The sequence below is a fragment of the Opitutus sp. genome, from assembly GCA_024998815.1.
In the GTDB taxonomy this organism is placed as follows: Bacteria; Verrucomicrobiota; Verrucomicrobiia; order Opitutales; family Opitutaceae; genus Rariglobus.
In genome coordinates, this window is record JACEUQ010000001.1 from 1,083,670 (window position 1) to 1,109,181 (window position 25,512).

Below are 25,512 nucleotides of genomic sequence, written 5' to 3' on the forward strand. Positions count from 1 at the left end.
GTTCAGCTCCGTGGAGCGACGAGCAGCTTTTCGACATACTTGCCCAGCAAGTCGAACTCCAAGTTAACCGGTGAGCCGACCTGCTTTTCGCGTAGATTCGTGACTTGAATGGTGGTCGGGATCAGCCAAACCGCAAAAGTGTCGCCCGAAACCTCGGCCACGGTGAGAGAAATGCCGTCGATCGTGATGCTGCCCTTGTGAATCAGGTAACGCCCCTGCCCGGCCGGCCCGCGCACGCGCAAATAATGATCCGCCCCACGCGGCTCAAACACCTCAATCACGCCCAAACCATCGACGTGCCCGGTGACAAAATGCCCGCCGATCTTCCCGCCAAAGCGCAGCGCCCGCTCCAGGTTAACCGCCGCACCCGCCGTGATCGTCGAAAGACTGGTCACGCGGCGGGTCTCCTCCAGCACGTCGAACCACAGCGAGTGCGCGTCGAATTGGGTGACCGTGAGGCAGCAGCCGTTGACGGCGATGCTGTCGCCCAGCGTCACATCCTGCAACGCGGCGGAGGCGGCGATTTGCAGTTTCCATGAATCGGTGCCGCGCGTGAAGGCGACGACTTTGCCTGTTTCTTCAACAATTCCGGTGAACATAAAAAGTGATAAAGGTCGGTGCGGATTAAGCGGGCGGTCGATACAGGCAACCGTCTACTTGAGCTTAACGCGCAGCACGGCGGTTTCGCCGTTGCGACTGGTGAGGAGCACAAACTCGGCTCGGGCGGTGTCCGCCTCGATCGCGGCCAACTTGGCCACGGCCTCGGCGTAGGTTTTCACCTCGGTGCCGTCAACCTCCTGAATCCAGTCGTCGGGCTGAAGTCCTGCGGTGCCGGCGGGGCTGTTGTTTTTAACAAAATTGGCGATCACTCCTTTGCGCCCGGCGAGCTTCACGCGCCGCAGGATACCGTCGCCATAAACAAACTCACGCGCGGTGAAACCAATGCGCTCAAAATACGTGCGGTCGGCTTCGCGCAACAATTTCGGCTGCTCGACCAGGGTGGACTTGAGCTCCAGCCGCTCGCTGCCGCGCAACACCGTCAGCGTCACTGTTTCGCCCGGCTTGCGCATGGAAATGTCGCGGTCCACGAAGCCGACTACGACGCGGTCGGGCTTGAAGCGCGGCAGCGGCTGACCGTCGATAGCCAGAATAATGTCGCGGTTTTTCACCCCGGCGACTTCGGCCGGACTGCCCTCCAACACCTCGCTCACGACGCAGCCGGACTGTTGATCCAACTTCAAAAAAGTCGCGACCTCCGGGTCCATCGGCTGCAAGCCATAGACGCCCAACCAAGCGATCGGCCGCCCCGACGGACTCGCCGGAATCCGCGTGAGCCACGGGGTCACATCGGCGGAGATTTGAAACACACTGCTCTCCTCGGGATTGACCAACAAGATCGATTGGCCGCGCTCGTTACGCGCATGTTGGATAAACGACTGGCCAAAACCACCCACCGCCACGCCCGCAAACCCGCCCTCGCGCGAAAACACCGGCAACCCAGGGGCGGCCACCTCGGTTTGTGCCACCACCGTGCGCTCTGGCATCTGCTGCAAATGCGAAACCCGGCCCGCCATAAAGTAGGGCTTAAAATCCTCATCTTTGCCGCGCAGCCCGATGCCCCAAAACTCCTCGCCAATCGCGGGCTCAGCGGCAGCCGTCGCGGCTGCGAACGTCGTCACTGGCACCAGGCTCGCGCGCAGTTTCGCCTCCACGCGGACGAAGTGCCAACCGCTCACCGGGTCCTGTCCGAGGTATTCGCCTTGCGCGTAATCGCTCACCGGGCGGCCCGGCAGGTAGACGCGAAAATCCTTCAGTTTGGACGGCGGCAGAAAGGTGTTAATGGCCGCGCGTGGCAGCACCAGCGTGCCGTTAACATCCGCCACAAAAGCGGCCGTGATCGACGGCCGCCGGTCCAATTCGCTCTCGGTGAAAAACTCGACCGCCACCACGGATTTTGCCCGCTCGGCAAAGAGCGCGGGAAGGTCCGCCGCCCTCGCCACGGCGCACGCCAGCAGCGACACGGTGAGCGGCAACAGGAACAGGCGAAGGGACTTTATCATGGCTTGAGAATAAAAAGGGAGACGCGCCGGTCGGTTTCGGTCTCGAACAAGGTCGGTGCCGGTTTGGCAACAAAGTCGGCATGCATCGTCTTGGCGAGTTCCAAGGAGGCGACGCGCTCGCGATTGATTTTGGTGATAATATCCCCTCGGCCCACCCCGGCGACAGCGGCGGGAAAGCCCGGTTGCACGCCGATCACGAGCAGGCCGGTGTCGTCGTCGAGCTGGTTTTCGCGGGCGTAGGCGCGCGAAACTTTGCGCACGGTTAAACCCCACTTTTCAAAGGCCCACTCCTCGCCCTGGCGGCTTTCGAGTTTTTCGGTCACCACCACGGAGGTGGTGGTTTGCTCGCCGCGTTTAACCACCAACTTCACCGATGAACCCACCGGCAGGCTGGCGATGATGTTCAAAATAGGCGGCAGCTGTTCGGGAAAGCGACCGTCCACCGCCGCGCCGTTAATCGACAGCACGATGTCGCCGCCGCGCAGACCGACCTTGGCCGCGGGCGAGCCCGGATCCACGCTGTTGATGAGCAGGCCGGTGTTTTGTTTGAGCGCATAAAACCCCTCCAGATCGAGCAGGGCGCCCGGCACGATGCCAATGTAGCTGCGCGTGATGGCACCCTCGGCCGTGAGGCCGGCGACGACGCGCTTGGCGATGTTCGCCGGGATGGCGAAGGCGAGGTTATCGGCCCCGAGGTAGCCGCGCGAATTGATGCCCACCACGCGTCCGTCTTCATCGACCAACGGGCCACCCGAGTTACCCGGATTGATGGCGGCGTCGGTTTGCAACCAGGTGTTAAAGAGCCCCGTTTCGTAGCCCTTCACGCCGCGATTATCGGCAAAAAAGCGGCGGTTATTGGAGATAATCCCGCGCGTCACCGTGCGCGTGAGTCCGTGCGGCGTGCCAACCGCGTACACGGACTGACCCGGCGAGAGTTTATCCGAGTTGGCAAAATCAGCGTGGGTAAACGTGAGCCCGCGGCGCTTCACTTCGGCGAGGTCGATGCGCAGCAGCGCAAGGTCGGTCCAGTGATCCCAGCCGACCAGCGTGGCGTTCACCCGCTCCAAACTGGCAAGCGTCACCGACAGCTCGACGGAGCGCGGGCTGGCGACATGGGCGTTGGTTAAAATGAGCCCGTCCGAGGAGACAATGACCCCGGAGCCGATCCCCGCCGAGAAGCGACGGGCCCCGGTATCGAAGGACTCCTCGCGTACATCGATGCGCACGACGGCGTCGAGCAGGTGGTTAAAGCCGCGCGAAACGGCGGCCTCGGCAACGGCGCTCCAGGTCAAAAAGACGACGGAGCAGACGAGTAGTTTTCGAGTGATTGACGGGAGTAGAGAATCCTTCACGGTGGCGGGTTTAATCCGATGGCAACGCATTGCAAAGACTACGACTTCCTCCAAATCGAACCGCATTGGCAAACCTTCTGGGAGGAAAACCACTCATTCCGCACGACTAACGACACGTCGAAGCCGAAATACTACGTGCTCGACATGTTCCCCTACCCGTCCGGCGCGGGTCTGCACATCGGCCACCCCGAGGGCTACACCGGCACCGACATCATCGCGCGCTACAAACGCGCCAAGGGCTTTAATGTCCTTCACCCGATCGGCTGGGACGCGTTCGGCCTGCCCGCCGAGCAGCACGCGGTGAAAACCGGCACGCACCCGGCTTCGAACACCCAGAACAACATCACCAACTTCCGCCGTCAGATCAAAGCCCTGGGCTTTTCCTACGACTGGGAGCGCGAGGTCGACACGACCGATCCGAAGTACTTCCGCTGGACGCAGTGGATCTTCCTCCAGCTCTTTAAAAAGGGCCTGGCCTACGTCGACGAGCGCCCGGTGTGGTGGTGCCCCGAGTTGCGCACCGTGCTGGCCAACGAAGAAGTCATCGACGGCAAATCCGAGGTCGGGGGCTTCCCCGTCGAGCGCCGCAACCTGCGCCAATGGGTTTTGCGCATCACCGCCTACGCCGAGCGCCTGCTCGCCGACTTGAAAGACGTCGACTGGCCCGACTCCACCAAGCGTATGCAAGAGGCGTGGATTGGCCGCAGCGAAGGTGCCGAGTTGTTGTTTAAACTCGAAGGCGCCGACCTCGGTGATTTGAAGGTGTTTACCACCCGCCCCGACACAGTTTTTGGCGTCACCTACATGGTGATCGCGCCCGAGCACCCGCTGGCCAACGCCCTCACGACGCCCGCCCAACGCGACGCCGTCGACGCCTACAAAAAGAAGACCGCCGGTAAGAGCGACCTGGAGCGCACCGATTTGGCCAAGGACAAGAGCGGTGTTTTCACCGGCTCCTACGCCGTCAATCCCGCCAACGGTGCCCGCGTTCCCGTCTGGATCGCCGACTACGTGCTGATGGGTTACGGCACCGGCGCCATCATGGCCGTCCCCGCCCACGACGAACGCGACTACGAGTTCGCCGTGCAATACCAGTTGCCCGTCATCCAGGTCATCGAACCCGCCGCCGCCCCGGCTGCGGCAGGCGCGGAGCCGGTCGCCGTGAAACTCCCCTACTCCGGCGACGGCCACCTCGTGCGCTCCGGCGCCTACAGCGGGCTGCCCTGGGCCGAGGCCAAACAAAAGCTCACCGCCGATCTCGCCGAGCAAGGTCGCGGCAAGGCGACGATTAACTATAAACTGCGCGACTGGCTGTTCTCCCGCCAACGCTACTGGGGCGAACCGTTCCCCGTGCTCTGGGTCACCGAGGCCGACTACCGCAAAGCCGCCGCCGTGCGCGCCGCCGACCTGCCGCCCGCGCCGGTCACCTACCGCGACGCCGCGACGAACCTCACCTGGTTTGCCTTGCCGCTTCCCACCGCCGCGCTTCCGCTCACGTTGCCCGAAGTGCAGTCCTACCTGCCCAGCGGCAACGGCGAAAGCCCGCTGGCCAACGTCACCGAATGGCTCGAAGTCTGGGTCAACCTCACGACCGGTGCCGCCGTCCCCGCGACCCAACCGCAACCCGCCGGCAACGACTGGATTCGTGGTCGCCGCGAAACCAATACGATGCCGCAGTGGGCCGGCTCGTGCTGGTATTACCTGCGCTTCATCGACACGAAGAACGACCAGGCCTTCGCCGACCCGAAACTGCTCGCCTACTGGGGCGTTCCCGACCTCTACGTCGGCGGCGCCGAACACGCCGTCTTGCACCTGCTCTACGCGCGTTTTTGGCACAAGGTGCTCTTCGATCTCGGCGTCGTGCCGCAGTCCGAACCGTTCACCAAACTCTTCCACCAAGGCATCATCTTGGGCGAAGACGGCGAAAAGATGTCCAAGAGCCGCGGCAACACCGTTAACCCCGACGACATCATCGCCACCCACGGCACCGACACGCTGCGGCTTTATCTGATGTTCCTCGGCCCGCTCGAGGCGATGAAACCGTGGAATCCCAACGGCATCGAAGGCGTGCACCGCTTCCTGCAAAAAGTCTGGCGCGAGTGCCTCGGCCGCGAAGGCGAAGTCAACCCCAAGATCTCCGACGACGCCGCCGTTGACTCGGCCGAGATGGTTAAACTCCTGCACGAAACCATCAAAAAAGTGGGCGAGGACATCGAGGCCCTCCGTTTCAACACCGCGATTTCGCAGATGATGATCTGCATAAACGCGATTCAGAAAGCCGAGCGCGTCAGCCGTGCGACGCTGCAACAGTTTCTGCAAATCCTCGCCCCGCTGGCCCCGCACATCGCGGAGGAACTTTGGGAGCGCTTGGGCGGCACGCAGTCGATCCAGCTCGCCCCGTGGCCGACCTACGACCCGGCGAAACTGGTCACCACGGAGCAAAAGGTTGTCGTGCAGGTGAACGGCAAACGGCGCGCCGAGCTGACGGTTGCCGTGGGCACTGGGCAAGAGGCCGCCATGGCACTCGCCCTAGCGCATGCGGACAGCGCGCCGTATCTAGCAGGTAAAACCATCAAACGCGTCGTCTTCGTCCCGGGCAAAATCCTCAACATTGTGGTTGAGTAAAACCCCGTACGGCCTCCAACTCCTAGGGTGTAGACCCTAGGAGCCCCCCCCCGCCAATCGTTCTGCTCAAAAAAAACGATCGGTGTTCCGCAGGGCTGCAGTTTAAAACGCGTAACCTCCAGCCATGAAAACCGTTAACGCAACTCGCGCCACCGCCGGACTCGGATACCTCACTGCGTTCATCGGCCTGTTTGCCACCGGGTTAATCCATGCGGCCAACGAAAACGCACCCAACCCGACGGGCAAAATCTTTATAGCTGAAACAGACGGCGCCAGCACGATTCATATCGACGATAAAATCGTGGAGCTGACCCCCAAGAGCGTACATTTGGCGAAGGGGAGCATCTTGGAAACCCAACCCAACGCGAGTTTGGCCATTGTGTACTCCAATGGCACAGGGGTTTCACTTGAACCCGGCACCCAACTGCAAATCGTGCAGTTTCAACAAGCCCCCTTCCCGCCCAATCGCCCCGACCTGGAACTGGAGCCCTCCATTTCGACCACCCAGGCGCTTTTGATGCGCGGCACGATAGGGATAAGCACCAGTAAATTGGCCGCAGGTAGCACGATGAACTACCAAACGCGGCACATTGATATAGCCATCCACGGCAGCAAGGTGGTCATAGATACCAATGATCAGCGCACGACGGTTTCAGTGCTCGACGGCAGCACGACACTTCGCGACCGCAGCCGGCCGGGAGGGCAATCACTGCTTGTCGGCCAACAGGCTTATATTACCCGCGAATCCATCATCACGCAACCCACGATAACAATTCGCCAGCTCAATGAAAACGAACAGCAAGGGATGGAAAGAAAGGCGGCTCTCGCCTCCATGGCCCGGCGCACCGTATACTTTGAAGTCGCCGATCGAAATAATCAGAACAACGGCACAGCTCGTACTCAGAATGTATTTAACCGGAGCGATCTCGAAGAGGATGTATTGATTCCTGTAACCGTTTTGCCCGGGGCAATTCCAGGGCCCAATACGGTCAGCCCGTTTAGAATAACCCGGACGGTCATTCGCTAAGGCCGCTGGGCTACGCCGCAACGTTTCGCATGCTTCACGGGCTAATAAGGCGCGCATTTATCCTATCGGGAACTTGCATTTATCTCGTTGGTAATAATGCCGTAGCACTGGTAAAGTCAGCCGAAGGTCGGGATGAACTCTCCGTTACCGGGACACTGGCCACCGGTTACGATTCCAACATTAATTCAGCCCACGAGGGCAAAAGTGACATCATCACCTCCACGACCCTTGCGGTGGATTATGCACGCAATGCGGGAATGATCGGCGTTAACGCGGAACTGTCCTGGACCCGCGCAGATTTCGCGGAAAACGCAGCGGAAAGTTTTTCCGACCCGACACTTAATCTGGAATTCAACAAAACAACAGGACGCGCAACCGGCTCCATAACGTTCTCGGCCGCTCGTCAAAGCCAAGCGGACCCGGCCATCAATCAGCGAACCGTATCTTGGAATTATAGCACTGGATTTAATTGGAAATACCCGGTGATTGATCGTTATAGTCTGGGCGGAACCTTAAGCCACGGCATGGTCGATTATACAGGCCCAACCACTGCACTCACGGATCTCACCACCAAAAGCGCCAGTACCGACTTGTTTTATAAATACAATTCGCAGCGCGAACTCCTGGCCGGCTATCGAATCCGCCAAAGTGACACCTCCGCCAATAATCAATCCATCGACCACGCGATCACCACGGGCGTTTCGGGGAAAATCCTCGCAAAACTCAAAGGCGAAATTCGCGCCGGTTATCAACTTCGCCAAGACGACGCGTCGGGCCAGTCCTTTGGCAGCACAACAGCGAGCGCGGCAGTGACCTGGGCGATCAATCGCCGCTTCAATTTGACCGCAACGGTGGACAAGGACTTCAGCACCACGGCGAACGAATCGAGCGTGGATAACCTGAGCTTTAACCTTGATGCCCAATACGCACTCACCTACCAATGGTCGCTATTTACCGGCCTGGGCACAGGCCAATCCCAATTCCTTAACGGCAGCGAACTCGACCGCAGCGATTACTATGCAACCTGGCGCACGGGAACCAGCTACACACTCAACCAGCACCTACGCATTTCACTCAGCTACAGCTACTTCGTAAATCAATCAAATCGATCGATTTCCAGCTTTGACCGCAACACGCTCACCTTGAATTTAGGCTCCCGCTGGTAACCCCCCATGATTCGGCGCGCACTTCTCTTTTTCATCGTATTTCTCACCATTGCCGTGGGGTCTTTACGCGCGCAGTCTAAAACAGCAACTGCCCCCAATCAGGCGGCCATCGCCTACAAAATAACGCTCACGGACCTGCTCCGCATCGATATTTACCAAGAAGATGACCTGCGCACCATGTCGCGGGTCGATGCCAAGGGTAAAATCAACCTCCCGCTCGTCGGCGAAGTGGTCGTTGCCGGACTCTCCCTGAGCGAAGCCCAAAAGTCGGTTGAAACCGCCTACCGCGAAGGCCGCTACCTTCGCAACCCGCAGGTCACTATAAATATAGAAACTTATGCGGCGCGCGAGGTGTCGATTCAGGGCCAGATTCGTTCCCCGGGGCGGTACCCGCTACCGATTGAAACCTCCATGACGGTGTTGGAACTGGTGTCGCGTGCCGGTGGCTTTACCGATACGGCAAAGGGAACTGCGGTGAATATAACGCGAGTTTCCCCAGATGGGAAAAAACAGGTTTTTACGATCGACGTGGACAGCCTGCTCAAAGGCAAAGACCGCGCCAATATTTCGGACAACTCCCTTATGCTTGAGCCGGGAGATATTGTCTTCGTACCCGAGCGGATTATATAAAAATGTCCGAGGCGAACAAATCTTCATCTGCGCATAAATCCTCCCATAAAGAGGATGATGCCATTGAGCGGCGCACACTGCGGGATTACTACATCATCCTGCGGGAGCGATTCTGGATAGCCCTGCCGCTGGCTTTGGTGATATCGATTGGCATGGCCTATTACCAATCCAGGGCCGTACCCCTGTACCGCAGCTTTGCGACGCTGCAAATCGAGAAACCCGAAAAAGTCGTCACCAGTCAGGAGGTCGTCGACACCGGTATCAATAGTGATATCGAGCTCAATACTTACATCAAAGTAATCGAAAGCGGCAAGATGCGCGCCCGTGTGCAGGCATCCCTTTCCCCCGCCGAGCGCCAAGTCTTACAGCGGCCCTATATAAAAGACCTCCCGCCTGGCGCAGCCCCGCCGCAATGGATTGATATGGGCAGCATGTCCGTCCAGTCGGTCCGCAGCACCTTCCTCATTAGTATTGGCGTATCGCATCGGGACCCGGAAGCCGCCGCCATTCTGGCCAATCGATACATTGAACAATTCATCGAGAGCCTTCTCGATAATGTCAGCGGCGGGCATGATTACGCGGTAAAATACTTACGTGACCGATCCGGCCAACTCATGGAGGAGGCCCGCGTCGCCGAGCAGCGCCTGCAAGATTACATGCGCGCGCAGAATTTGGTATCGTTAGACAACAGCACCAATATCGCCCAGTCCCGCTTGAGCTCGGTGAATGCGGCACTGCAAACCTCCCGTATTGAGCGCCTCACCATCGAGGAGCAGTACCGGTTGGTGGACCGCTATTTAACCGACAAGCGCAACCTGTTCGAAATTGCTTCGGTCGCTAATTACGGATCAATCCCCGATCTGCGCAAGCAACTCGAAGGGCTTAACCGCGACCGCTCGTTGCTTGAGGAACGCTACCTTGAGCGCCACCCGAAGATGATCAATGTGGTCAATGCGCTCACCATCGTCCAAACCCAGCTAGATACGGCCGTAAAACTCGCCGTCGCCGACCTCAAAACGAGTCTGGAGCGCGCCTCGGCAAACGAAAAATCCTTGGAGCATGAATATGCGGCCCAAGAAAAGGAACAACTGCGCCTGCGCGACTTATCGATTGAGTTCCGCAGCTTGGAGAACCAGGCGCAGGTGGCCAAAAACAACTACTCGCAGATCCTTGACCGGCTCACCCAGGCAACCACCAGCAAGTACCTGGAAAAAATACCGGTCCGCCCGCTTGATTCAGCGCAACCCGCCGACAGTCCTTATACACCCGACCTGGGGCGCATCACCAAAACCTCAGTCGGCGTGGGCATATTGGTCTTTCTTGGCGTAGCCATTGGACTCAGTTTCATTGATGACCGGATCAAGAGCGCTTGGGACATCGAGCACTTCATCGGCGTAAACCTGCTGGGAATTATTCCCGACCTCGCAAATCTCAAGGACTCCGAGAAGTATAAGATCATACTCGATAACAAAAAAACCGCCGGAGTGGAGCCATTTTTGGGTGTATATAGTTCGGTCAAAATCCATTCCAAACTGGATTTCCCCAAGTCAATCCTCGTCACCAGCACCATCCCCGGTGAAGGCAAGACCCTGGTTTCATCCAACCTTGCGGCCAGCTTTGCCCGGCATGGTAAATCCGTGCTGCTGATCGACTGTGACCTCCGCCGCCCCATGTTGCACCGGCATTATGACCGGACCAATGAGTCGGGACTGATTAGTTGGTTTGAAGCAGGCAGCCCGCTTGAGGGTGACCCGGCGCTGAACCCTATTTTGGGCATCGCTACGATTGAGGAAAACCTCGCCCTGCTGACTTCGGGCGGCCGCTCCAAATCGCCCACCCAGCTTCTGGAAAGTGATGCCTTTGGCCAACTGCTCGAAAAGCTCAAGAAACACTACGATCTGGTCATCGTCGATTCGCCCCCGTTGGGCGCCGTAACCGATGCCTTGCTCATCGCCGAGCGCGTAGATGAAGTGGTTTATGTGTGCCGTTTTAACCGCGCTTTAAGAAAACATATTCGCCTCTATATAAAGGCGCTGCGGGCCGGTAAAAACGAGGTTTTGGGAATCGTACTCAACGGCCTGACCCCGCGCCGGATCGAATATTATTCGAACTACCGTTATTACCGGAGTTATAAAAAATACTACGGGACGCAGGACTGAGCTGGAATGCAGTGAGCTCTGAGCCGCATTCGCGCTCAAGATGAGCATAAATAAATCGACTCTTGGGGGAAATCGGAACGCTTTGGGCAAAACCCCTGAGCTCACGCTCAAGGCCACGAGGAGTGTGTGCGCCGAAAAGAGTGGCTTCGAGCGTGAGCTCAAGGATGCCCGTAAACCTCACTTGAACGTAATTGAGTAGGGGCAGACTGGAAGTCTGCGCTACTTTGGCCGGACTCCATCAACTCGAAAACGTTAACGGCTTTGCAGACTGAAGCGGTTGAGCCCGCTTTTGCGGCAGGTATCCATCACAAAGGTCAGGGTTTTCAGCGGCGTGGTTTCGTCGGCGCGGATTAGCACCGGCGTGTCCTTATCCAATTCGCGCACCTGCCGGAGTAAATCGGCCAACTGCGCTTCGGTGGTCGCCTGCCCATTGAAGGAGAGTCCGGCGTCTTTGGAAATGCCGATAGTCACCGGGCCCTTGAACTCGTTTTTGCCGGCGGTTTCCACCTTTGGAAGCGTGATATTCAGCGTCGCCGAGGAGCGGAACTGCATCGTCACAAAGGCAAAGAAAACCAGCATCACGAGCACGTCGATCAGCGGCACGAGGTTCAACTCGGGGCGCTTGCGGCGGCGTTGGTAGAGTCCGCTCATAGCCGATTATTTGGCGTTGGCCCGGGCGAGGATTCGCTCCAGCAGCACATCGAGTTGCGCGGCGTACTTTTCCACCCGGCGTTGCAGGATACCGCCACCAACCAGGGCCGGCACGGCGATAATCAGGCCGATCACCGTCGCGGAAAGCGCCAGCGACACGCCGCTGGTGAACTTGGCCGGATCGGGCATGCCGGTGGAACCCGAAATGCTCGAAAACACCCGGATGAGCGACCACACCGTGCCGGTCAGCCCGATCAGCGGCGCACCGGCATAAATCACGTCGAGATACGGCAACCCGCGCTCCATGCGCACGATTTCCAGGCGGGCAAAGGCCTTGGTCGCGTCGGGATCGGCGGGATGCTGTTCGGCAAAGGTAATAATGCGGGCCAACACCGAGTGTTGTCCGCCCGTGACCGGCTTGCCGCCCACCACCGCATCCACGAGGTCGTCGGGTAAAATGATCGAGCTGCGCAGCCCGTAGGTCCGCTCGGCCAGAATATAGACCAGCGCGACCGAGCACACCGCGAGCGGATAGATGAGGACGTCGGCCCCTTTAAAGATGTCGATGACAGCGAGGATCATGTGGAGGAGGCGAGGTTCAGTTAGAGCGTTTTACGCGGAAGTGTAGCCGCAAAAGAACGCATAGAGCGCAAAGAGGAATCGGCTTTGGCTTAGCTTTGCGATCCTTGCGTTCCTTTGCGGCTAAAAATCCGATTCCGCTAGGGCCTTTTGTAGGCGAATCGGGGTGAACGGAATCAGTCGGGCGGTTACTCGTTCTCTTAATCGTTCTCGTTCGTCAGCGGATCGAAGACGGCGGGAGAACGAGTAGGAGTAAGAGAACGAGAACGATGCGGAAGGGTCCCCAACTCAGGCCGTCATGTAGGCGTGCTTGGCGGCGGTGGTCTGCACATCGGCCTTGCCGTCGATCAGCTCACCGATCGCGTCCCAACGGCCGTTGACCAGGGCGTCGCGGGCACTCTCACGCTGCGCGATCTTGACCGCCTGGCCGGCGAAACGGACTTCGAGTTTCACCAGATCGATGACGACCTCGGTCTGCGGATTGGCCGTCACGGCGGCGGCAATCTTGGCGATGTCTTCACGCGAAGCAGTCACGCAGGGCATGCCGAGCGTGGTGCTGTTGCCAAAGAAGATCTCGGCGAAGTTTTCGGCGATAATCGCCTTAAAGCCGTACTTGGCGATGGCCTGGGGGGCGTGCTCACGGGAGGAGCCGCAACCGAAGTTGGCACCGGAGAGCAGGATGGTTGCCCCAGCGAAACGCGGTTCGTTGAGCGGGTGCTCCTTCGGCGTGCCGTCGAGCTGCTTGCGCACGTCGTTGAAGAGGAATTCGCCCAGACCGTCGAAGGTCACGCACTTCATGAAGCGCGCCGGGATGATGCGGTCGGTGTCGATGTCGTTGCCGGGAACGTTGACGGCGCGGCCGGTGACGGAGGTGATTTTTGCGAGAGCCATGGTTTTTTAAAGTAGCGAGTAGCGGGTAGTGAGTAGCGAGTAGGCGGAATTGCGGAGGCCAGCAGAATGCTCGCTACTCGCTACCCGCTACTCGCTACTTTTTAGTTTTAGTTATTGGCGACAGAGAACACTTCGCGGGCGTCGGCGATGTGGCCGGTGACGGCAGCGGCGGCCACCATGACGGGGCTCATCAGGACGGTGCGGCCCGTGGTCGAGCCTTGGCGGCCCTTGAAGTTGCGGTTGGAGGACGAGGCGCAGAGCTGGTCGCCCACAAGCTTGTCGGGGTTCATCGCCAGGCACATCGAGCAGCCGGCGGCGCGCCACTCGAAACCGGCCTCGGCCAGGATCTTGTCGATGCCGAGTTTTTCGCACTGAAGGGCGACGATCTGGGAACCGGGGACGGCGATGGCTTTGACGCCAGCGGCGACCTTGCGGCCCTTGATGTACTTGGCGACTTCTTGGAAGTCAGAGAGGCGGCCGTTGGTGCAGGAACCGAGGAAGGCGACGTCGATCTTGGTGCCCTTGATCGCGGCGCCAGCGGGGAGTTTCATGTACTCCAACGCCTCGATGATGCCGGCCTTGTCGTCGGCCGAAGTGGCGGTTTCGGGGCTGGGAATGTTTTCCGTAATGGCGATGCCCTGCGCGGGGTTGATGCCCCAGGTGACGGTGGGCGCGATGGAGGAGGCGTCGATCTTGACGATATCGTCGTAAACGGCGCCGGCGTCGGACGCGTAGGACTTCCAGTTGGCGACGGCGGCATCCCAGGCGGCACCTGTCGGCGAGTAGGGACGTCCCTTGAGGTAGGCAAAGGTCGTCTCGTCAGGGTTAACATAACCCACGCGGGCGCCGCCCTCGATGGACATGTTACACACGGTCATGCGCTCCTCCATGGTGAAGCCGTCGAAGGTGGAACCGGCGTATTCGTAGGCGAAACCGGTGCCGCCGTTCACGCCGAGCTGGCGGATGATGTGGAGGATAACGTCCTTGGCGTAGACGCCCGGGGGCAATTTACCGGTGACCTCGATGCGGCGAACCTTGAGCGCGCCTAGGGCCATGGTCTGGGTGGCGAGCACGTCGCGCACCTGGCTCGTGCCGATACCGAAGGCGATCGCGCCGAAGGCACCGTGGGTGGAGGTGTGCGAGTCGCCGCAGGCAATCGTGGTGCCGGGCTGGGTGATGCCCTGCTCAGGCCCGACGATGTGCACGACGCCCTGCTTGCCGGAGGCGCGGTCGAAGAACGTCACGTTGTTTTCGGCGCAGTTTTTACGCAGCTCGTCCATCATGGCCTGCGCGAGCGGGTCGGCGTAGGGCTCGACGAACTGGTCGGTGGGCACGATGTGGTCAACCGTCGCAAAGGTGCGGTGCGGGTAGGCGACCTTCAGGCCGAGATCGCGCAACATGCCGAAGGCCTGGGGCGAGGTGACCTCATGGATGAGGTGCGTGCCGATGAGCAGCTGCGTCTGGCCGTTGGCCAGCTTGCGGACCGAGTGGGAGTCCCAGACTTTTTGGAAGAGCGATTTAGCCATGATGAAGGTGAGCGAGGGTGCGGTTAAAAGCGTCCGTTGAACGGAAACGAGCCACTACTTTAGCAGAATCTTGCATACCGGGGAAATACTTGTTCCGTCATCAGTGATGCCTCGCGAGTATCAGTTCAATTTCGAGTTGCGCCACCTGGTTTACTTCCTGGAGGTGGCCCGCCAGCTGCATTTCCGCAAAGCCGCCGAGACGCTCGCCATCGCCCAACCCGCTCTGAGCCGACAAATTGCCCAACTTGAGGCCGCCCTGGGTACGCCGCTGTTTACTCGTTCGCGGCGCAAGGTGGAGCTGACGGCGGCGGGGCGGGCGTTGGCCGAACGGGTCGAGCCGGTGCTGCGCGGGCTGGCCAAAATCCCCGCCGAACTCCAATCGCTCGCCCAAGGCGTGCGCGGGCACATCAAGACCGGCTTCACCGGCCTGGCCATGGCCACGGTGCTGCCGGCGATTTTACGCGAGTTTCACCGCACTTATCCCGGCATCCGGCTGGAACTCAACGAATCGCCCACCTCGGCCCAAGTCGCGGCGTTGCAGGCGGGCGAACTCGGCTGCGGTTTTTTCCACCCCGAGGCCACGCCGACTCCCGGGCTCAAAACCAAGCTCCTGCTGCGCGAGAAAAACGGCGTGCTCCTGCCCGCCGACCACCCGCTCGCCCCCCTGCCCTCGCTGCACCTGCGCGACTTGGCGGCGACCCCGTTTGTGCTGTTTCCCCGCGCGTACAACCCCGGGTTTTACGACCGGGTGCTGGCGGCCTTCGCCAAGGCGGGAGTCACCCCGCACATCGCCGAGGAAGTCTGGCCGCGCGCCAACGGCGTGGGCCTGGTCCGCGCGGGCATCGGCGCGACCTTCGTGTGCCCGTCCGAAGCGCGCCAGCTCCCGCCGGAGGTGGTGTTTCGCCCGCTCGACGGACCCGCGCCGGAAAGCAGCCTCGTCATCGGCTGGAAAGCGTCCGCCGATCTCGATCCGGCGCTGGCCTCGTTTTTGTCGGTGGCGGTCGCCGCCGCCGAGACGGCCGAAACCTGACACCCATTCGCCTTCAATTTGAGGGTTACGGCATCCTTGAGCGCACGCTCAAGGCCACACGCTTCGCGAACACCCTCCTCGTGGCTTTGAGCGTGAGCTCAATGTGTTTGCTCACACACTTCATGCGCACACTCCCCGTGGCCTTGAGCGTGAGCTCAAGGGGTTTGCACAAAGGTTTCCAAAAAACCTAGAGCCAATTTCGCCACGTTCATTTTGAACACACCGGTGTCATCACCGCGGCGTGGCAGCGAGCGCCGTCAATTCACGGTCAAACTGGCTGTTGGGCTCGGGGTTAAACGCACTGCGCGTCAACGTGATCACCTGCCGCGCCTCGGGCAGGCGCTTTTCGTTGACCAATTGCGTCACCAGCGGGCGGGTGACGCGGTCGTAAAAATCGATGCCCGCGCCACGCCCGTATTTTTGCAGCATTTGCTTATACGTGGTCAGCCGCGCATCCGGTTTGGCCGCTGCCAACTGGGCGACCGCTTGGTCAACTCCCATGTCGCTGCGTCCGCCGCGCTCACCGCGACGAACCAGTGTGCGCTCCTCAAACTCTGCAGCGCTGGTCTCGCCGCGGGCGCGTAAACTCACGACCAGTTCACGCACAAAGCATGCATTTAAATCAGGGTAACGCTGGAGCGCCTGCGCGGCCTCGCGCAGCAGCGGCTCGCGAACCGCGGGGAGCGCCTTGTCGTTGGCCGCCAGCAATAGCTGCCACGCATCGAAGTTACGCCGCTCAAATTGCACGGCCTTGCGGGCGGCGGCGGCGGCTGCGGGTTTTTGCCCCAAGTGCAAATAAAGCTCGGCGAAGACCTGGTGTTGGCGCGACTGCCGGTAGGGCGGCAGTCTGCGAAACCCCTCGCTGAGGAAACTCAACTCATGGTCCGAGAGCTCCCCCCAGGACTGTGGATCGTAGGCTGTCCCCGTGACGTAGCGCTGCTCGGCGTAGCGGCCGCCATCTAGAATCCATTTCTGCCCCACCCCCAGATAGCCAAACCAAGCGTGCCGGCCATCGACGCCCGCCCCCGAAAACAGCAGCGTGGGCACCCCGCGCGCCTTACCGGTCTGCGTGGCGAAATAGGCCTGATCGACACAGATGCCGCCCTCGCTGCGTATGTCGTCGAGCGCGTAACTCGTGCCCGGCCACGTGTACTGCTGCGCGTCGATCCGGTCCGTGCGGTAGCGCACCGCTTCGTAGCTCTTTACCAAATCAGGCAACGAAAACTTCACCGATTTCTGCGCCCACACGAGCTCGGGGAACGGTGCGGCCAGATCGACCAGGAACTTGAGTTCGGCCGCCGAGATGGCCGTGAGCTTATGCAACCCCGCGCCGGCCTGATCCCAATCGGCCAAAAACTTAAACGCCTCCACCGGCGAGGGTAACCGCCGAGGCAAGGCCGCCGCCGTGACCTGATGATGCGGCCAATGGGGCGGCGGCGGGGCGTCGTAAACCAGCGCCAGGGCCAGCGCCAGTTGCCGGTAAGTCGCGAAGCGGCGGCCATCGGCCTCGCGCAACGATTGCAGAATCGACAGCACGCGCGGCAGGCAATCGGTGGGCGCGAGCAGATCAAAAAACGCCGCGGAAAAAGCCTGATCCTGGAGCAACCAACCGAGGGTCTCGTCGGTGAGCAGCCGCGCCACCGGCTCGTCCGGCCAGGCCTGAATGGCGCGCTGGTCGATGCCGGCATGGATACCGCCGGCCTTCGACACCGTTTCCAGCCACTGACGGCCAAGGTGGCGCTGGGATTGACCCAACAGGTCGCACCACCGGGCGACCAGATACCAGGATTCGGCGGCCCCCTCCTGCCGCAGTTCGTAGGCCTTGAGCGAGCCCTGATACAACCGTGCGGCCACCGTTTGCCAGCCCCCGCTGACGGCTTGCGAGCGCACCTGCGTGAGGCGCTCAGGAGTCGGGGCGCGCGTGAACCAATCGTTAGGCATCGCCGTCGCCAAGTCGGCGCGGGCGGGAATCGAAGCCAGCAGGAAAAACACGCCAACCCAAATGCAGCTACGGAAACTCAACATGCGCGTAACGGTGCGAAACTCGCGCCCATGAAACCAGTTCAAAGTAGCGCCGAGAAACCGGCCGGGCGCGCCCTGTTATACCAAATCGCGATCAAGATGAGCTTAATTAACCTGGTTCCTGGGGAGCGAATACCATCGGGAAACACCTTGAGCTCACGCTCAAGGCCACGGGGATTGTGTTCGCGAAGCGTGTGGCCTTGAGCGTGAGCTCAAGGATGCCGTAACCTCCGCGCCTTCGCTGGGCACGGCGGTGCAGCAGCGTGTGGCCTTGAGCGTGAGCTCAAGGATGCCGTAACCCTCAACTTGAAAGCTAATGAGTATTAGCGCGCAGCGCTTTGCGCGAATCAAGGCAGCGGAACCGACGTGCGGGTGGCGACTCCGCGAAGCTTAAGCCCACGTGTAGTTAAAGCTGATACTAATGCGCTCCTCGTCGACGCGGTTGGCGGCGACTTCGTGGCGCAGCCAGCTTTCGAACAGCACGACATTGCCCGCCTCGGCCGGATAGGTGGTGTAGGCGCGGTTTTCGGCGCGCGCGTTGGACAGCTTGGGCGGGGCCGCCATAAACTTGCTCAGGCGCGGGTCCTCGAATTTCAGGCCCGAGCAGCCCACCGGTGTGCGCACATAATAGGTGCCGCTGATAAACGAATTCGGGTGCAAGTGGAGCGAATGGGCGGAAGTGGGGGGCATGATGTTCACCCAGCAATCACTCATGCGGATTTCGCGCCCGCGCAGGTCCATGTCGAGGTGCTTGGCGTAGGCGCGCACGTGTTTGGTGAGTTTTTTCTCCAAGGCGCCGAAGCTGCTGGAGAACTCGTGGAGGCGGTTCATCGAGGCGTAGCTGGTGTAGCCACCGGGGTAGTTGCGCAGCGACCAGGCGCGGCCCGCGTCGTCAAAGTCGCGCAACTGGTGGCACTCGCCGGCAAGGTCGTCGTTGAGGCGCGCGATGCCCTTGGGCTGAAGCGGCTCGCAGTAAATAAAAGTGGGAAACCAGGCTTGGATAGGCATGAGGCGAACTGTGCGAGGGCAAGGCGCGACGGCAAGCGTTTCGCCGCTGGAGCCTCCGGTGATGGTGCCGCCACCCGTCCGTCCCGACAGCGGAGGAGACAAAAACCCTCAGCGGGCGTGTTTGACCTCGCCGGGACGCTGAGCGCTGTAAATGCCAGTGTGCCCGCTGAAGTGGTAACTCACCCAGCACGCCACCGCCAACAGCACCGCGTGTTGCGCGCCAAACAACTCGATTCCCATCAGCGTGCAGGCCAGCGGGGTGTTACTCGCGCCGGCAAACACCGCGACGAAGCCCAGCCCCGCCCCCAAATCCACCGGCAGCCCGAGCAGGCCGGCAAGGGTGTTGCCCAGCGCTCCGCCGATGAAAAACAGCGGCGTGACCTCCCCGCCCTTGAAGCCCGCCCCGAGGGTAATCGCGGTGAACAACAGCTTCCAAAACCAGCTCCACGTATCCGCGCCGCCGTCACTGAAAACCGTGGTCGTGGTGACATCGCCCGAGAACGGGCTCCAGGCGCCGAGGCCGAGGTATTCACGGGTTCCCAGGGCGTAGGTCAGCGCGATCACCGCCAGCCCGCCGATCGCCGGGCGCAACCAGTAGCGGGGAACGAAACGAGTTAACCCAGCCTGCAGCCCGTGCGTGGTGGCGGTGAACAGGCGCGCACATAAGCCAAAACACGCCCCGGCCAGCGCGACTTTGGCCAGCACCAGCAGGTCGAGTTTGCCCCACGTAAAGAGACCCGCCGTCAACGGGCCGCTGATTACCAATTCTGTGTGGTGAATGCCCCAGGCTGCACAAGTCATGTCACCGATGACGGCGGCCAAAAGGCACGGGATGAGCATCGTGTACTGCACCCGGCCCAGCGTGAGCACTTCTAGGGCAAACACCGCTCCAGCCAGCGGGGTTCCAAATACCGAGCCGAAGCCCGCCGCCACTCCCGCCATGAGCAACAAGCGCCGATGCTCGGCCGGGATGCGGCAGAGCTTGGCAAACGTACTGGCGAGGCCGCCGCCCATCTGCACCGCCGTGCCTTCGCGACCGGCCGAACCGCCGAACAAATGCGTGACCAACGTGGCTCCCAGGATGAGCGGGGTGATGCGCGCGGGCACCCCGCCGCCCGGCTCGTGAATTTCGTCGATGATGAGATTATTGCCGCGCACCGCCGACTGGGCGTGGTGGTGGTAAACCCACGCCATGGCGACACCCACAACCGGCAGGAAAAATAGCAGCCACGGGTGGTCGAAGCGCACCTGAGTTACCCGGTCGAGCGACCAGAGAAAAAACGCGCTGGCCGACCCGCACAACACCCCCACCGGAGCGACCAGCAGCAGCCAAAGGCCGAGCGGGCGAAGGCTGTCCGAGTAGGTGCGCGGGCGAAGGAGGTCGATGGCGGGCATGAGGAATCGGAAAAAATTGTGGACGCGTGGTGGCGTTGGCAACGCAGCTTCCGCGCCAATTCCCGCTACACATTGTCATCCCCGAATCTAGGATTGGCGCACGGGAGTTGGCTGGGCAGCGTTGCCCGAAATGTGTGCATGCATCCGGCTTCTTGCGGTTTTCACGGTGCTCGTGGCGCTGGCCCGTGCCGACGAACTGGCTTCGCGCGTCGTTATCCTGGCGAATTCCGACGACCCCGAGTCCGTGCAGTTGGCGAATTATTACGCGCAAAAACGCGGCATTCCCTCCGCCAACATCCTCGCGCTGGCGATGCCGGCTACGGAGGCCCTCTCCTGGCGCCAGTTTGTCGACACGGTATTTAATCCGCTACAGGCCGAGCTGGTCCGGCGGCAGTGGATTGACGCCATCGGCATGGACCTGACCGACGGGGTCGGGCGCAAAAAGTACGTGATCGCCGGCCACAAGATTTCCTACCTGGTGGTGTGTCGCGGCGTGCCGCTGAAGGTGGTCAACGACCCGCTGTTGCCCGCCGAGGCCATTCCTGCGGCGACCAACCCCGCGTTCAAAACCAATGCCGCATCCCTCGATGGTGAACTCGCCCTAGCCGCGCTGAGCAACCCGCCGCTGATCGCATTCGTGCCCAATCCGCTGTTTAACAACGACCACCCCTCGGCGCTACAGTTAAACCAGATCATCAAAGTCAGCCGGCTTGACGGCCCGACTTTGGCCGATGCGCGCCGACTGATCGACCAAGCCATCGAGGCGGAAACCACGGGGTTAATCGGCCGCAGCTACGTGGATATCGGCGGCCCGCACGCGGCCGGTGACCGCTGGCTGGAGGAGGCGGCCAAGCAGCTCGCGGCGCTGCAGTTTGACGGCGATGTGGACCGCGCCGGCGGCACGCTTCCGGCGTGGGCGCGCTGCGACGCCCCGGCGCTGTATTTCGGCTGGTACACAGGGGCGCTCAACGGCCCGTTTGCCCAGGAGGGGTTCAAGTTCCCGCCCGGCGCGGTGGCGCTGCACATCCATAGTTTTTCGGCGGATACCCTGCGCTCGACCACCCAAGGCTGGGTGGGGCCGCTGGTGGCCCGAGGGGTCACGGCAACCTTTGGCAACGTGACCGAGCCCTACCTCGAACTCACCCACCAACCGCAGCTCGTCCTAAAAGCCCTGGCGCGCGGAGACACGCTGGGCGACGCGGCGGCGTACGCGGTGCCGGTTTACAGCTGGCAGGCGATGGCGGTGGGCGACCCGCTTTATCGGCCCTTCAAAATCACCCTCGACGAGCAATGGGCACACCGCGACCGGCTCCGCCCCGAGCAGCGCGCTTATGTGGTGCTGCGGCACATGCGCCGGCTTGCGGCCGCAGGCCAACGCGAGGCGGCGATCTGGGCGGGCCTGGGCGCGCAAGAAAAGGGAGTTAACCTGGCTGTCGCTCTGCTGATTGCCGACCTCCAGCGCGCCAGCGGTGATGTAGCCGGAGTGAGGACGACCCTTGAAATGACGGCCAAGCTGCGCCGCTACACGCAGGCCGAGACCCCAGTTGCGGTGCTGCTGGCGCAACGCCTGCTGGAGGCGGGGGACGCCAAGGCGGCGCTGACGGTGTGGCGGCAAGTGCTCGGTGAACGCGAGCGCACGACGGAGCAGCGCATCCAGTGGCTGCCGCTGGCGTTGACGGCCGCGCGGGCGGTTCCTGATACGGTACAAGCCCAACGCTGGGACACCGAATACAAGGTGTTAACCGCGCCGCCACCGGTTGCCGCTACAACGGAAGTGAAGTAACCGGCACGGCGTCTTCGGCGCGTCGGGTGACGAGCAGTTTGCAACATTACCCTGTTACTCGACGTGCTCGGTGGGTGAGCCGGGTACAACTCCGCCGTGGCGAAGCGATACGAGCACCGCGAAGGGGCCGCCGTTAAGACCTCCCTCGACGCCTTTCCCCACGCATCACCTCAAAACCCGCCGTCGCCGTACGAGTCCCGACGGCCTACAACTCGGCGCAAAACGCTTCGATGCTCACGCCCGCCTGTTCGATCAAACCGGCGAGCGTGCCCGGCTTGATTGGCTTGTGCATCGGCACGATCACCGAGCGTGAGTCCTTGCGCATGATCAGGTGCGAGCCGGTTTGCCGCTTCACCTCGAAGCCGAGCCGAAGCAACGCCTTCGCCGCATCCGTGCCGTTTACGCCCCGATGGATTTTCACGCGACGGCCAACACCGGATCCTGTGTGAAGTGAAGTCGAAGCCGGTCGGGCATCGCGGCCCCCTCGAAATATTGAACGAGTCGTTGGATTTACCGTCGTCGGCGAGGTCGCCGAAGTGGTTGACGGCGTCTTTAATACCATTTCGCGTTCAAAGACATACAAACAAATCGTTTTAACCACTAATGGACGCTAATAGCCGCTAATAAAAACAAGGAATTCGCCGCTTCTGGATTAGTGTATCTTAGTGGTCATTAGTGGTTAAAAACCACAGTTGTTTTAAGGTTAGATGATGGACCGCTACTGACGTGATCACGATGGTGGTCGGGTTTTAATGCGTTTGAATGCAAAATGGTATAAGAAGGGAGGCGGCGGCGAAAACCGTCAGGCCGATGGGCGTGCCGGAGAGGGGGGGGCGGGAGCCCTGCTCATGCGCCAGTGATATCGTGAGATTCCTCTTTGATAGGCTCATTTCGGCCTCATCAGATTACCGCAACCACCGGATCATTTCCTAAAACCACTCCTTAGCGTGCCAGAGTTGGAAATTGCCCCTTCCGCACCCTCCGCACCAAGGACACCGGAAGGCCTTTGCCCTGAGTGCTGGGCAAGGCGCATTGCCGCGCCGATCAACGGGCCGACGTGTTCCTGTAAGCCTTACGAATGGCCGGAGTGGACACCGGAGCAACTATCTACCAGATGAGGGCGAACCAAAGGGGGGATTGAAGGTCAAGTCCGCCGAACATCGCCCTGTAGGGAGTTGTTCACTTAACCTATAAACAACAGAAAATAAGACAGCTATGGCTACGATCATCGATCCCAGTAACATCCGCTACGAAGCGGTTGAAATCATCAAAATACACCAACGCACCGCCGACCTTAAAATGAAGGTCGACAGTGAATTCTACACTGCCACCGATCTTGCGCTGCTGGACCTCGCGGTCGCCTCAGCCGATAAAGCGGTCGCCGCCAAGCGCGCCGAACTGGTGCGCTTGCAAAATGCCCGTAACAACCAAGCCAGCCAACTCAACGCCGTATTATTGAAGTTCGCAAGGTCATCGCCGGTTACTTCGGTGAGGGTTTCGACGAGTAGGAACTCGCCGCCGGCACGCGCAAGAGCGAGCGCAAATCCCCGGGCCTACGTCTTGTCGCCAAACCCGTGACGGCTTAACCGCAATGCCTGTAAGCCTAAATCCGGCAATAGAAAGTGCGGCCGGCGGGCGTTGCCCGTCGGATAGATGAGGGTGGAGAGTGCTGCGGCAGGCTGAACGGAAGCGCGATCAGCTTGGGGCGGTGGCCAAAGGCGGTTCAGGGCCGAGTACAGGGAAGTTTTCCTGTAAAATCCTCGCTACGATTTGCCCCCAGCGCTGGGCGACACTCCATTGCTCCGCATTATGAAGGATACCATGTAACCATCTGGCCAGCTTTGTGATGAGTTCACTCAGGCGAGGTGCCTCGGCATGGCTCAAGCGCACGTCCAGGCGGCGTTGACCGGAGTGTTCGCTCTGCCGGGTCGCTCCGCAGAGCAGACGGGGACGTGTACTCACCGCCTCGTGGTGCTGACCGGGTTGAAGCAGGCGGTGATAGAGCGTCCACCAGTTGTAAACCAGTGCGGCCAAACGCGCGGCGTGCTGACAGGAGTTTAGCTCCTGGGAGGTAAACCCCGACCAGCTCCACTGGTTCTTGAGCTCGTCGAAGGGGTTTTCCGCGCCCCCACGTTCCCGATACAGGGTGGCAAGGGTAAGGATCTCGTAGGGCAGGCTCGTAACGAGGATCTGATGTTCGTAGATGATCGGCTCGCAGGCGGCCGCGTCGGGGATGTTCAGCAGCAAAGCGTGGTCGGCTTGCTCGCGCACGAGGCGGCGGCGGGCCCGGGGGTGGCGTTGGTCGTTGAGGCGACGGCGCAAGACCACCACACGTCGGGCCCGGTTCCAGCCTTGCAGGCGCAGGCAGCTTTCGCAGCCCTGCCAGCCTTGTCCGGCGTCGGTCCAAGCGGTGGTGGTGGTGCGTTCAAGCGCGGCCACCAGCTCGCGGGCCTTGGCGGTGCGGCGCAGTTTGAACAAATAGTTGAGTTTACGCGCTTCAGCTTCACTGAGCAGCGCCTCCTGGCCATAGGCGCAGTCACCGCGCAAAAGATGGGGCCGGCGCTCGGCTGGCAGTCGGTCGATGAGCGCCCACAGCCCCGCAAAACCATGTCCGGCGGCGGATTGATCGCCGGGGTGCACCTCCACGTCCAGACACAGGCGCAAGGTGGCGATCCAGTAGGTGTGGTAGGCGTGGCTGGGGCGTCCGGGCTTTTGCGGGTTATAGCCGATGCTGGCACCTTCCTGACGTCCATAGATGGGCTTGATGGTGACATCGATGTCGAGGATCCACTGGTTATCCAAAAACCCATGACAGGTTTGGTCGAGGTGACGCCGCAACCAGTCCTGCCCCTGCTCGGCACCGATGCGAGCCAGCGCCCGGCGCACACAATCCTCGCTGACAATCGACTTAAGTCCGAGCAGGCTCGGGGCAATGTCGTCGCCGCGCAGGGCCGCGAGGTGCGCGTAGCGATAGTGCCCGGAGAGCATCCCCAAAAGCAGGGTTCCAATCACGTCGCGAGGGCGGTGTGCGCGGTTGCTGCTGTAACAAAGCGGCGTGTCCGCAACCAGTGCCTCGAAGCCTCCTGTCGCACACAAGTACTGCGTGAAAAACACCAGTGCCCCCAAGGGGCTCACCGGCAACTCTGGGGCGAACTGCGCACGAAAACGTCCTCCGGGTGTATCCACAATCAACACCTCGGCGGCATCGCTTGGCGTTGCCTTGTGATCAGGGTTTTCTGACTCACCCTCGGGGTGAGCTTTTTCCGGCGGTAAAAACGGCGGCATATGACAGCCAAACAATCACCTGCGTGATTTTTGGCTAGTTTCTATTGCCGGATTTAGGGTAAGGCTTCTTAACGGGTATTGCACCTTTTGCACCGCATAGTTCTGCCATTCCAAGCCCCTTACTGTTAAAGTAGGGGGCTTTTTCATGAAAGCGGACTGAAAATCAGCCACCACCGCGCCGATCAATGGCCAACGTCGCCCTGTCCGGCAACCCACGAGTGAAAGCGCAACGAACGTGAAAAGCGCAGCACAAACCGAGTTTTTGAAGATGGAGGAGCGGTTCATTTTAGTTACAGCGAAAGTTTTTTACGTTTCAGGGGTTT

General features: G+C 60.8%; 20 protein-coding genes. 8 read left to right on the forward strand and 12 right to left on the reverse strand.

The annotated features are described in order from the left end of the window. Positions 1 to 2: 2 nt before the first annotated feature. The 3 genes from H2170_04690 to H2170_04700 are packed head-to-tail and all read right to left on the reverse strand — an operon-like array spanning position 3 to position 3,427. The gene (locus tag H2170_04690; protein ID MCS6299384.1) at positions 3 to 599 is read right to left on the reverse strand and encodes a riboflavin synthase; all 597 of its coding nucleotides are present in this window, start codon (positions 597 to 599) and stop codon (positions 3 to 5) included. Between the two features lie 54 nt (positions 600 to 653). Beyond that, entirely contained in the window at positions 654 to 2,060 is a 1,407-nt protein-coding gene (locus H2170_04695) for a PDZ domain-containing protein (GenBank protein MCS6299385.1), read from the reverse strand. After that, positions 2,057 to 3,427 (reverse strand): trypsin-like peptidase domain-containing protein, encoded by a 1,371-nt coding sequence (locus H2170_04700; GenBank protein MCS6299386.1) that lies wholly within the window; start codon positions 3,425 to 3,427, stop codon positions 2,057 to 2,059. The genes H2170_04695 and H2170_04700 overlap by 4 nt, the downstream gene beginning before the upstream one ends. A 3-nt stretch (positions 3,428 to 3,430) precedes the next feature. On the opposite strand from H2170_04700, the gene H2170_04705 reads away from it, so the two are divergent. From H2170_04705 to H2170_04725, 5 genes are all read left to right on the forward strand, one after another. Beyond that, on the forward strand, positions 3,431 to 6,037 hold the full coding sequence (locus H2170_04705; GenBank protein MCS6299387.1) for a leucine--tRNA ligase: 2,607 nt from the start codon (positions 3,431 to 3,433) through the stop codon (positions 6,035 to 6,037). Positions 6,038 to 6,161: 124 nt separating this feature from the next. Then, on the forward strand, positions 6,162 to 7,064 hold the full coding sequence (locus H2170_04710; GenBank protein ID MCS6299388.1) for a FecR domain-containing protein: 903 nt from the start codon (positions 6,162 to 6,164) through the stop codon (positions 7,062 to 7,064). A gap of 29 nt (positions 7,065 to 7,093) precedes the next feature. Continuing rightward, positions 7,094 to 8,230, forward strand: coding sequence for an outer membrane beta-barrel protein (locus tag H2170_04715; GenBank protein ID MCS6299389.1), 1,137 nt, complete (start codon positions 7,094 to 7,096; stop codon positions 8,228 to 8,230). 6 nt (positions 8,231 to 8,236) lie between these two features. Continuing rightward, positions 8,237 to 8,860, forward strand: coding sequence for a polysaccharide biosynthesis/export family protein (locus tag H2170_04720; protein MCS6299390.1), 624 nt, complete (start codon positions 8,237 to 8,239; stop codon positions 8,858 to 8,860). A gap of 2 nt (positions 8,861 to 8,862) precedes the next feature. Then, positions 8,863 to 11,019 carry a polysaccharide biosynthesis tyrosine autokinase gene (locus H2170_04725; GenBank protein ID MCS6299391.1) on the forward strand — a complete coding sequence of 719 codons (2,157 nt, stop codon included), beginning with the start codon at positions 8,863 to 8,865 and terminating at the stop codon, positions 11,017 to 11,019. 252 nt (positions 11,020 to 11,271) lie between these two features. On the opposite strand, the gene H2170_04730 is transcribed toward H2170_04725, so the two are convergent. From H2170_04730 to leuC, 4 genes are all read right to left on the reverse strand, one after another. Then, on the reverse strand, positions 11,272 to 11,670 hold the full coding sequence (locus H2170_04730) for a biopolymer transporter ExbD (GenBank protein MCS6299392.1): 399 nt from the start codon (positions 11,668 to 11,670) through the stop codon (positions 11,272 to 11,274). 6 nt (positions 11,671 to 11,676) lie between these two features. After that, positions 11,677 to 12,252: a MotA/TolQ/ExbB proton channel family protein gene (locus H2170_04735; protein MCS6299393.1), complete on the reverse strand. Its 576-nt coding sequence runs from the start codon at positions 12,250 to 12,252 to the stop codon at positions 11,677 to 11,679. A 285-nt stretch (positions 12,253 to 12,537) separates the two neighbouring features. Continuing rightward, complete coding sequence (gene leuD / locus H2170_04740; protein MCS6299394.1) at positions 12,538 to 13,140, reverse strand: 3-isopropylmalate dehydratase small subunit; 603 nt, start codon at positions 13,138 to 13,140, stop codon at positions 12,538 to 12,540. A 107-nt stretch (positions 13,141 to 13,247) separates the two neighbouring features. Beyond that, positions 13,248 to 14,666, reverse strand: coding sequence for a 3-isopropylmalate dehydratase large subunit (gene leuC / locus H2170_04745; protein ID MCS6299395.1), 1,419 nt, complete (start codon positions 14,664 to 14,666; stop codon positions 13,248 to 13,250). Positions 14,667 to 14,772: 106 nt separating this feature from the next. Here leuC and H2170_04750 point away from each other — a divergent pair, with 106 nt between their 5' ends. After that, positions 14,773 to 15,696: a LysR family transcriptional regulator gene (locus H2170_04750; GenBank protein ID MCS6299396.1), complete on the forward strand. Its 924-nt coding sequence runs from the start codon at positions 14,773 to 14,775 to the stop codon at positions 15,694 to 15,696. A 231-nt stretch (positions 15,697 to 15,927) separates the two neighbouring features. Here H2170_04750 and H2170_04755 read toward each other — a convergent pair whose 3' ends face one another. The 3 genes from H2170_04755 to H2170_04765 all read right to left on the reverse strand — a co-directional run bounded on the left by H2170_04755 (position 15,928) and on the right by H2170_04765 (position 20,121). Then, positions 15,928 to 17,721: a hypothetical protein gene (locus tag H2170_04755; protein ID MCS6299397.1), complete on the reverse strand. Its 1,794-nt coding sequence runs from the start codon at positions 17,719 to 17,721 to the stop codon at positions 15,928 to 15,930. Positions 17,722 to 18,108: 387 nt separating this feature from the next. Then, positions 18,109 to 18,726 carry a hypothetical protein gene (locus tag H2170_04760; protein MCS6299398.1) on the reverse strand — a complete coding sequence of 206 codons (618 nt, stop codon included), beginning with the start codon at positions 18,724 to 18,726 and terminating at the stop codon, positions 18,109 to 18,111. A 108-nt stretch (positions 18,727 to 18,834) separates the two neighbouring features. Beyond that, positions 18,835 to 20,121, reverse strand: coding sequence for a voltage-gated chloride channel family protein (locus H2170_04765; protein ID MCS6299399.1), 1,287 nt, complete (start codon positions 20,119 to 20,121; stop codon positions 18,835 to 18,837). Between the two features lie 172 nt (positions 20,122 to 20,293). On the opposite strand from H2170_04765, the gene H2170_04770 reads away from it, so the two are divergent. Next, the gene (locus H2170_04770) at positions 20,294 to 21,904 is read left to right on the forward strand and encodes a TIGR03790 family protein (GenBank protein ID MCS6299400.1); all 1,611 of its coding nucleotides are present in this window, start codon (positions 20,294 to 20,296) and stop codon (positions 21,902 to 21,904) included. Between the two features lie 205 nt (positions 21,905 to 22,109). On the opposite strand, the gene H2170_04775 is transcribed toward H2170_04770, so the two are convergent. Beyond that, on the reverse strand, positions 22,110 to 22,466 hold the full coding sequence (locus H2170_04775) for a type II toxin-antitoxin system HicA family toxin (GenBank protein ID MCS6299401.1): 357 nt from the start codon (positions 22,464 to 22,466) through the stop codon (positions 22,110 to 22,112). Between the two features lie 653 nt (positions 22,467 to 23,119). Between H2170_04775 and H2170_04780 the strand changes: the two genes are divergently transcribed. Continuing rightward, a complete protein-coding gene (locus H2170_04780; protein MCS6299402.1) occupies positions 23,120 to 23,482 on the forward strand; it encodes a hypothetical protein in 363 nt (120 codons plus the stop codon). A 117-nt stretch (positions 23,483 to 23,599) separates the two neighbouring features. Here H2170_04780 and H2170_04785 read toward each other — a convergent pair whose 3' ends face one another. Then, positions 23,600 to 25,189 carry a transposase gene (locus H2170_04785; GenBank protein ID MCS6299403.1) on the reverse strand — a complete coding sequence of 530 codons (1,590 nt, stop codon included), beginning with the start codon at positions 25,187 to 25,189 and terminating at the stop codon, positions 23,600 to 23,602. Positions 25,190 to 25,512 lie beyond the last annotated feature (323 nt).

Excerpts from the sequence above, each read along its gene's own strand:
- H2170_04690 (MCS6299384.1), bottom strand. The coding sequence starts at position 599 with ATGTTCACCGGAATTGTTGAAGAAACAGGCAAAGTCGTCGCCTTCACG.
- H2170_04695 (MCS6299385.1), bottom strand. The coding sequence starts at position 2,060 with ATGATAAAGTCCCTTCGCCTGTTCCTGTTGCCGCTCACCGTGTCGCTG.
- H2170_04705 (MCS6299387.1), top strand. The coding sequence starts at position 3,431 with ATGGCAACGCATTGCAAAGACTACGACTTCCTCCAAATCGAACCGCAT.
- H2170_04710 (MCS6299388.1), top strand. The coding sequence starts at position 6,162 with ATGAAAACCGTTAACGCAACTCGCGCCACCGCCGGACTCGGATACCTC.
- H2170_04715 (MCS6299389.1), top strand. The coding sequence starts at position 7,094 with ATGCTTCACGGGCTAATAAGGCGCGCATTTATCCTATCGGGAACTTGC.
- H2170_04720 (MCS6299390.1), top strand. The coding sequence starts at position 8,237 with ATGATTCGGCGCGCACTTCTCTTTTTCATCGTATTTCTCACCATTGCC.
- H2170_04725 (MCS6299391.1), top strand. The coding sequence starts at position 8,863 with ATGTCCGAGGCGAACAAATCTTCATCTGCGCATAAATCCTCCCATAAA.
- H2170_04730 (MCS6299392.1), bottom strand. The coding sequence starts at position 11,670 with ATGAGCGGACTCTACCAACGCCGCCGCAAGCGCCCCGAGTTGAACCTC.
- H2170_04735 (MCS6299393.1), bottom strand. The coding sequence starts at position 12,252 with ATGATCCTCGCTGTCATCGACATCTTTAAAGGGGCCGACGTCCTCATC.
- leuD (MCS6299394.1), bottom strand. The coding sequence starts at position 13,140 with ATGGCTCTCGCAAAAATCACCTCCGTCACCGGCCGCGCCGTCAACGTT.
- leuC (MCS6299395.1), bottom strand. The coding sequence starts at position 14,666 with ATGGCTAAATCGCTCTTCCAAAAAGTCTGGGACTCCCACTCGGTCCGC.
- H2170_04750 (MCS6299396.1), top strand. The coding sequence starts at position 14,773 with ATGCCTCGCGAGTATCAGTTCAATTTCGAGTTGCGCCACCTGGTTTAC.
- H2170_04755 (MCS6299397.1), bottom strand. The coding sequence starts at position 17,721 with ATGTTGAGTTTCCGTAGCTGCATTTGGGTTGGCGTGTTTTTCCTGCTG.
- H2170_04760 (MCS6299398.1), bottom strand. The coding sequence starts at position 18,726 with ATGCCTATCCAAGCCTGGTTTCCCACTTTTATTTACTGCGAGCCGCTT.
- H2170_04765 (MCS6299399.1), bottom strand. The coding sequence starts at position 20,121 with ATGCCCGCCATCGACCTCCTTCGCCCGCGCACCTACTCGGACAGCCTT.
- H2170_04775 (MCS6299401.1), bottom strand. The coding sequence starts at position 22,466 with ATGGTATTAAAGACGCCGTCAACCACTTCGGCGACCTCGCCGACGACG.
- H2170_04780 (MCS6299402.1), top strand. The coding sequence starts at position 23,120 with ATGGCTACGATCATCGATCCCAGTAACATCCGCTACGAAGCGGTTGAA.
- H2170_04785 (MCS6299403.1), bottom strand. The coding sequence starts at position 25,189 with ATGCCGCCGTTTTTACCGCCGGAAAAAGCTCACCCCGAGGGTGAGTCA.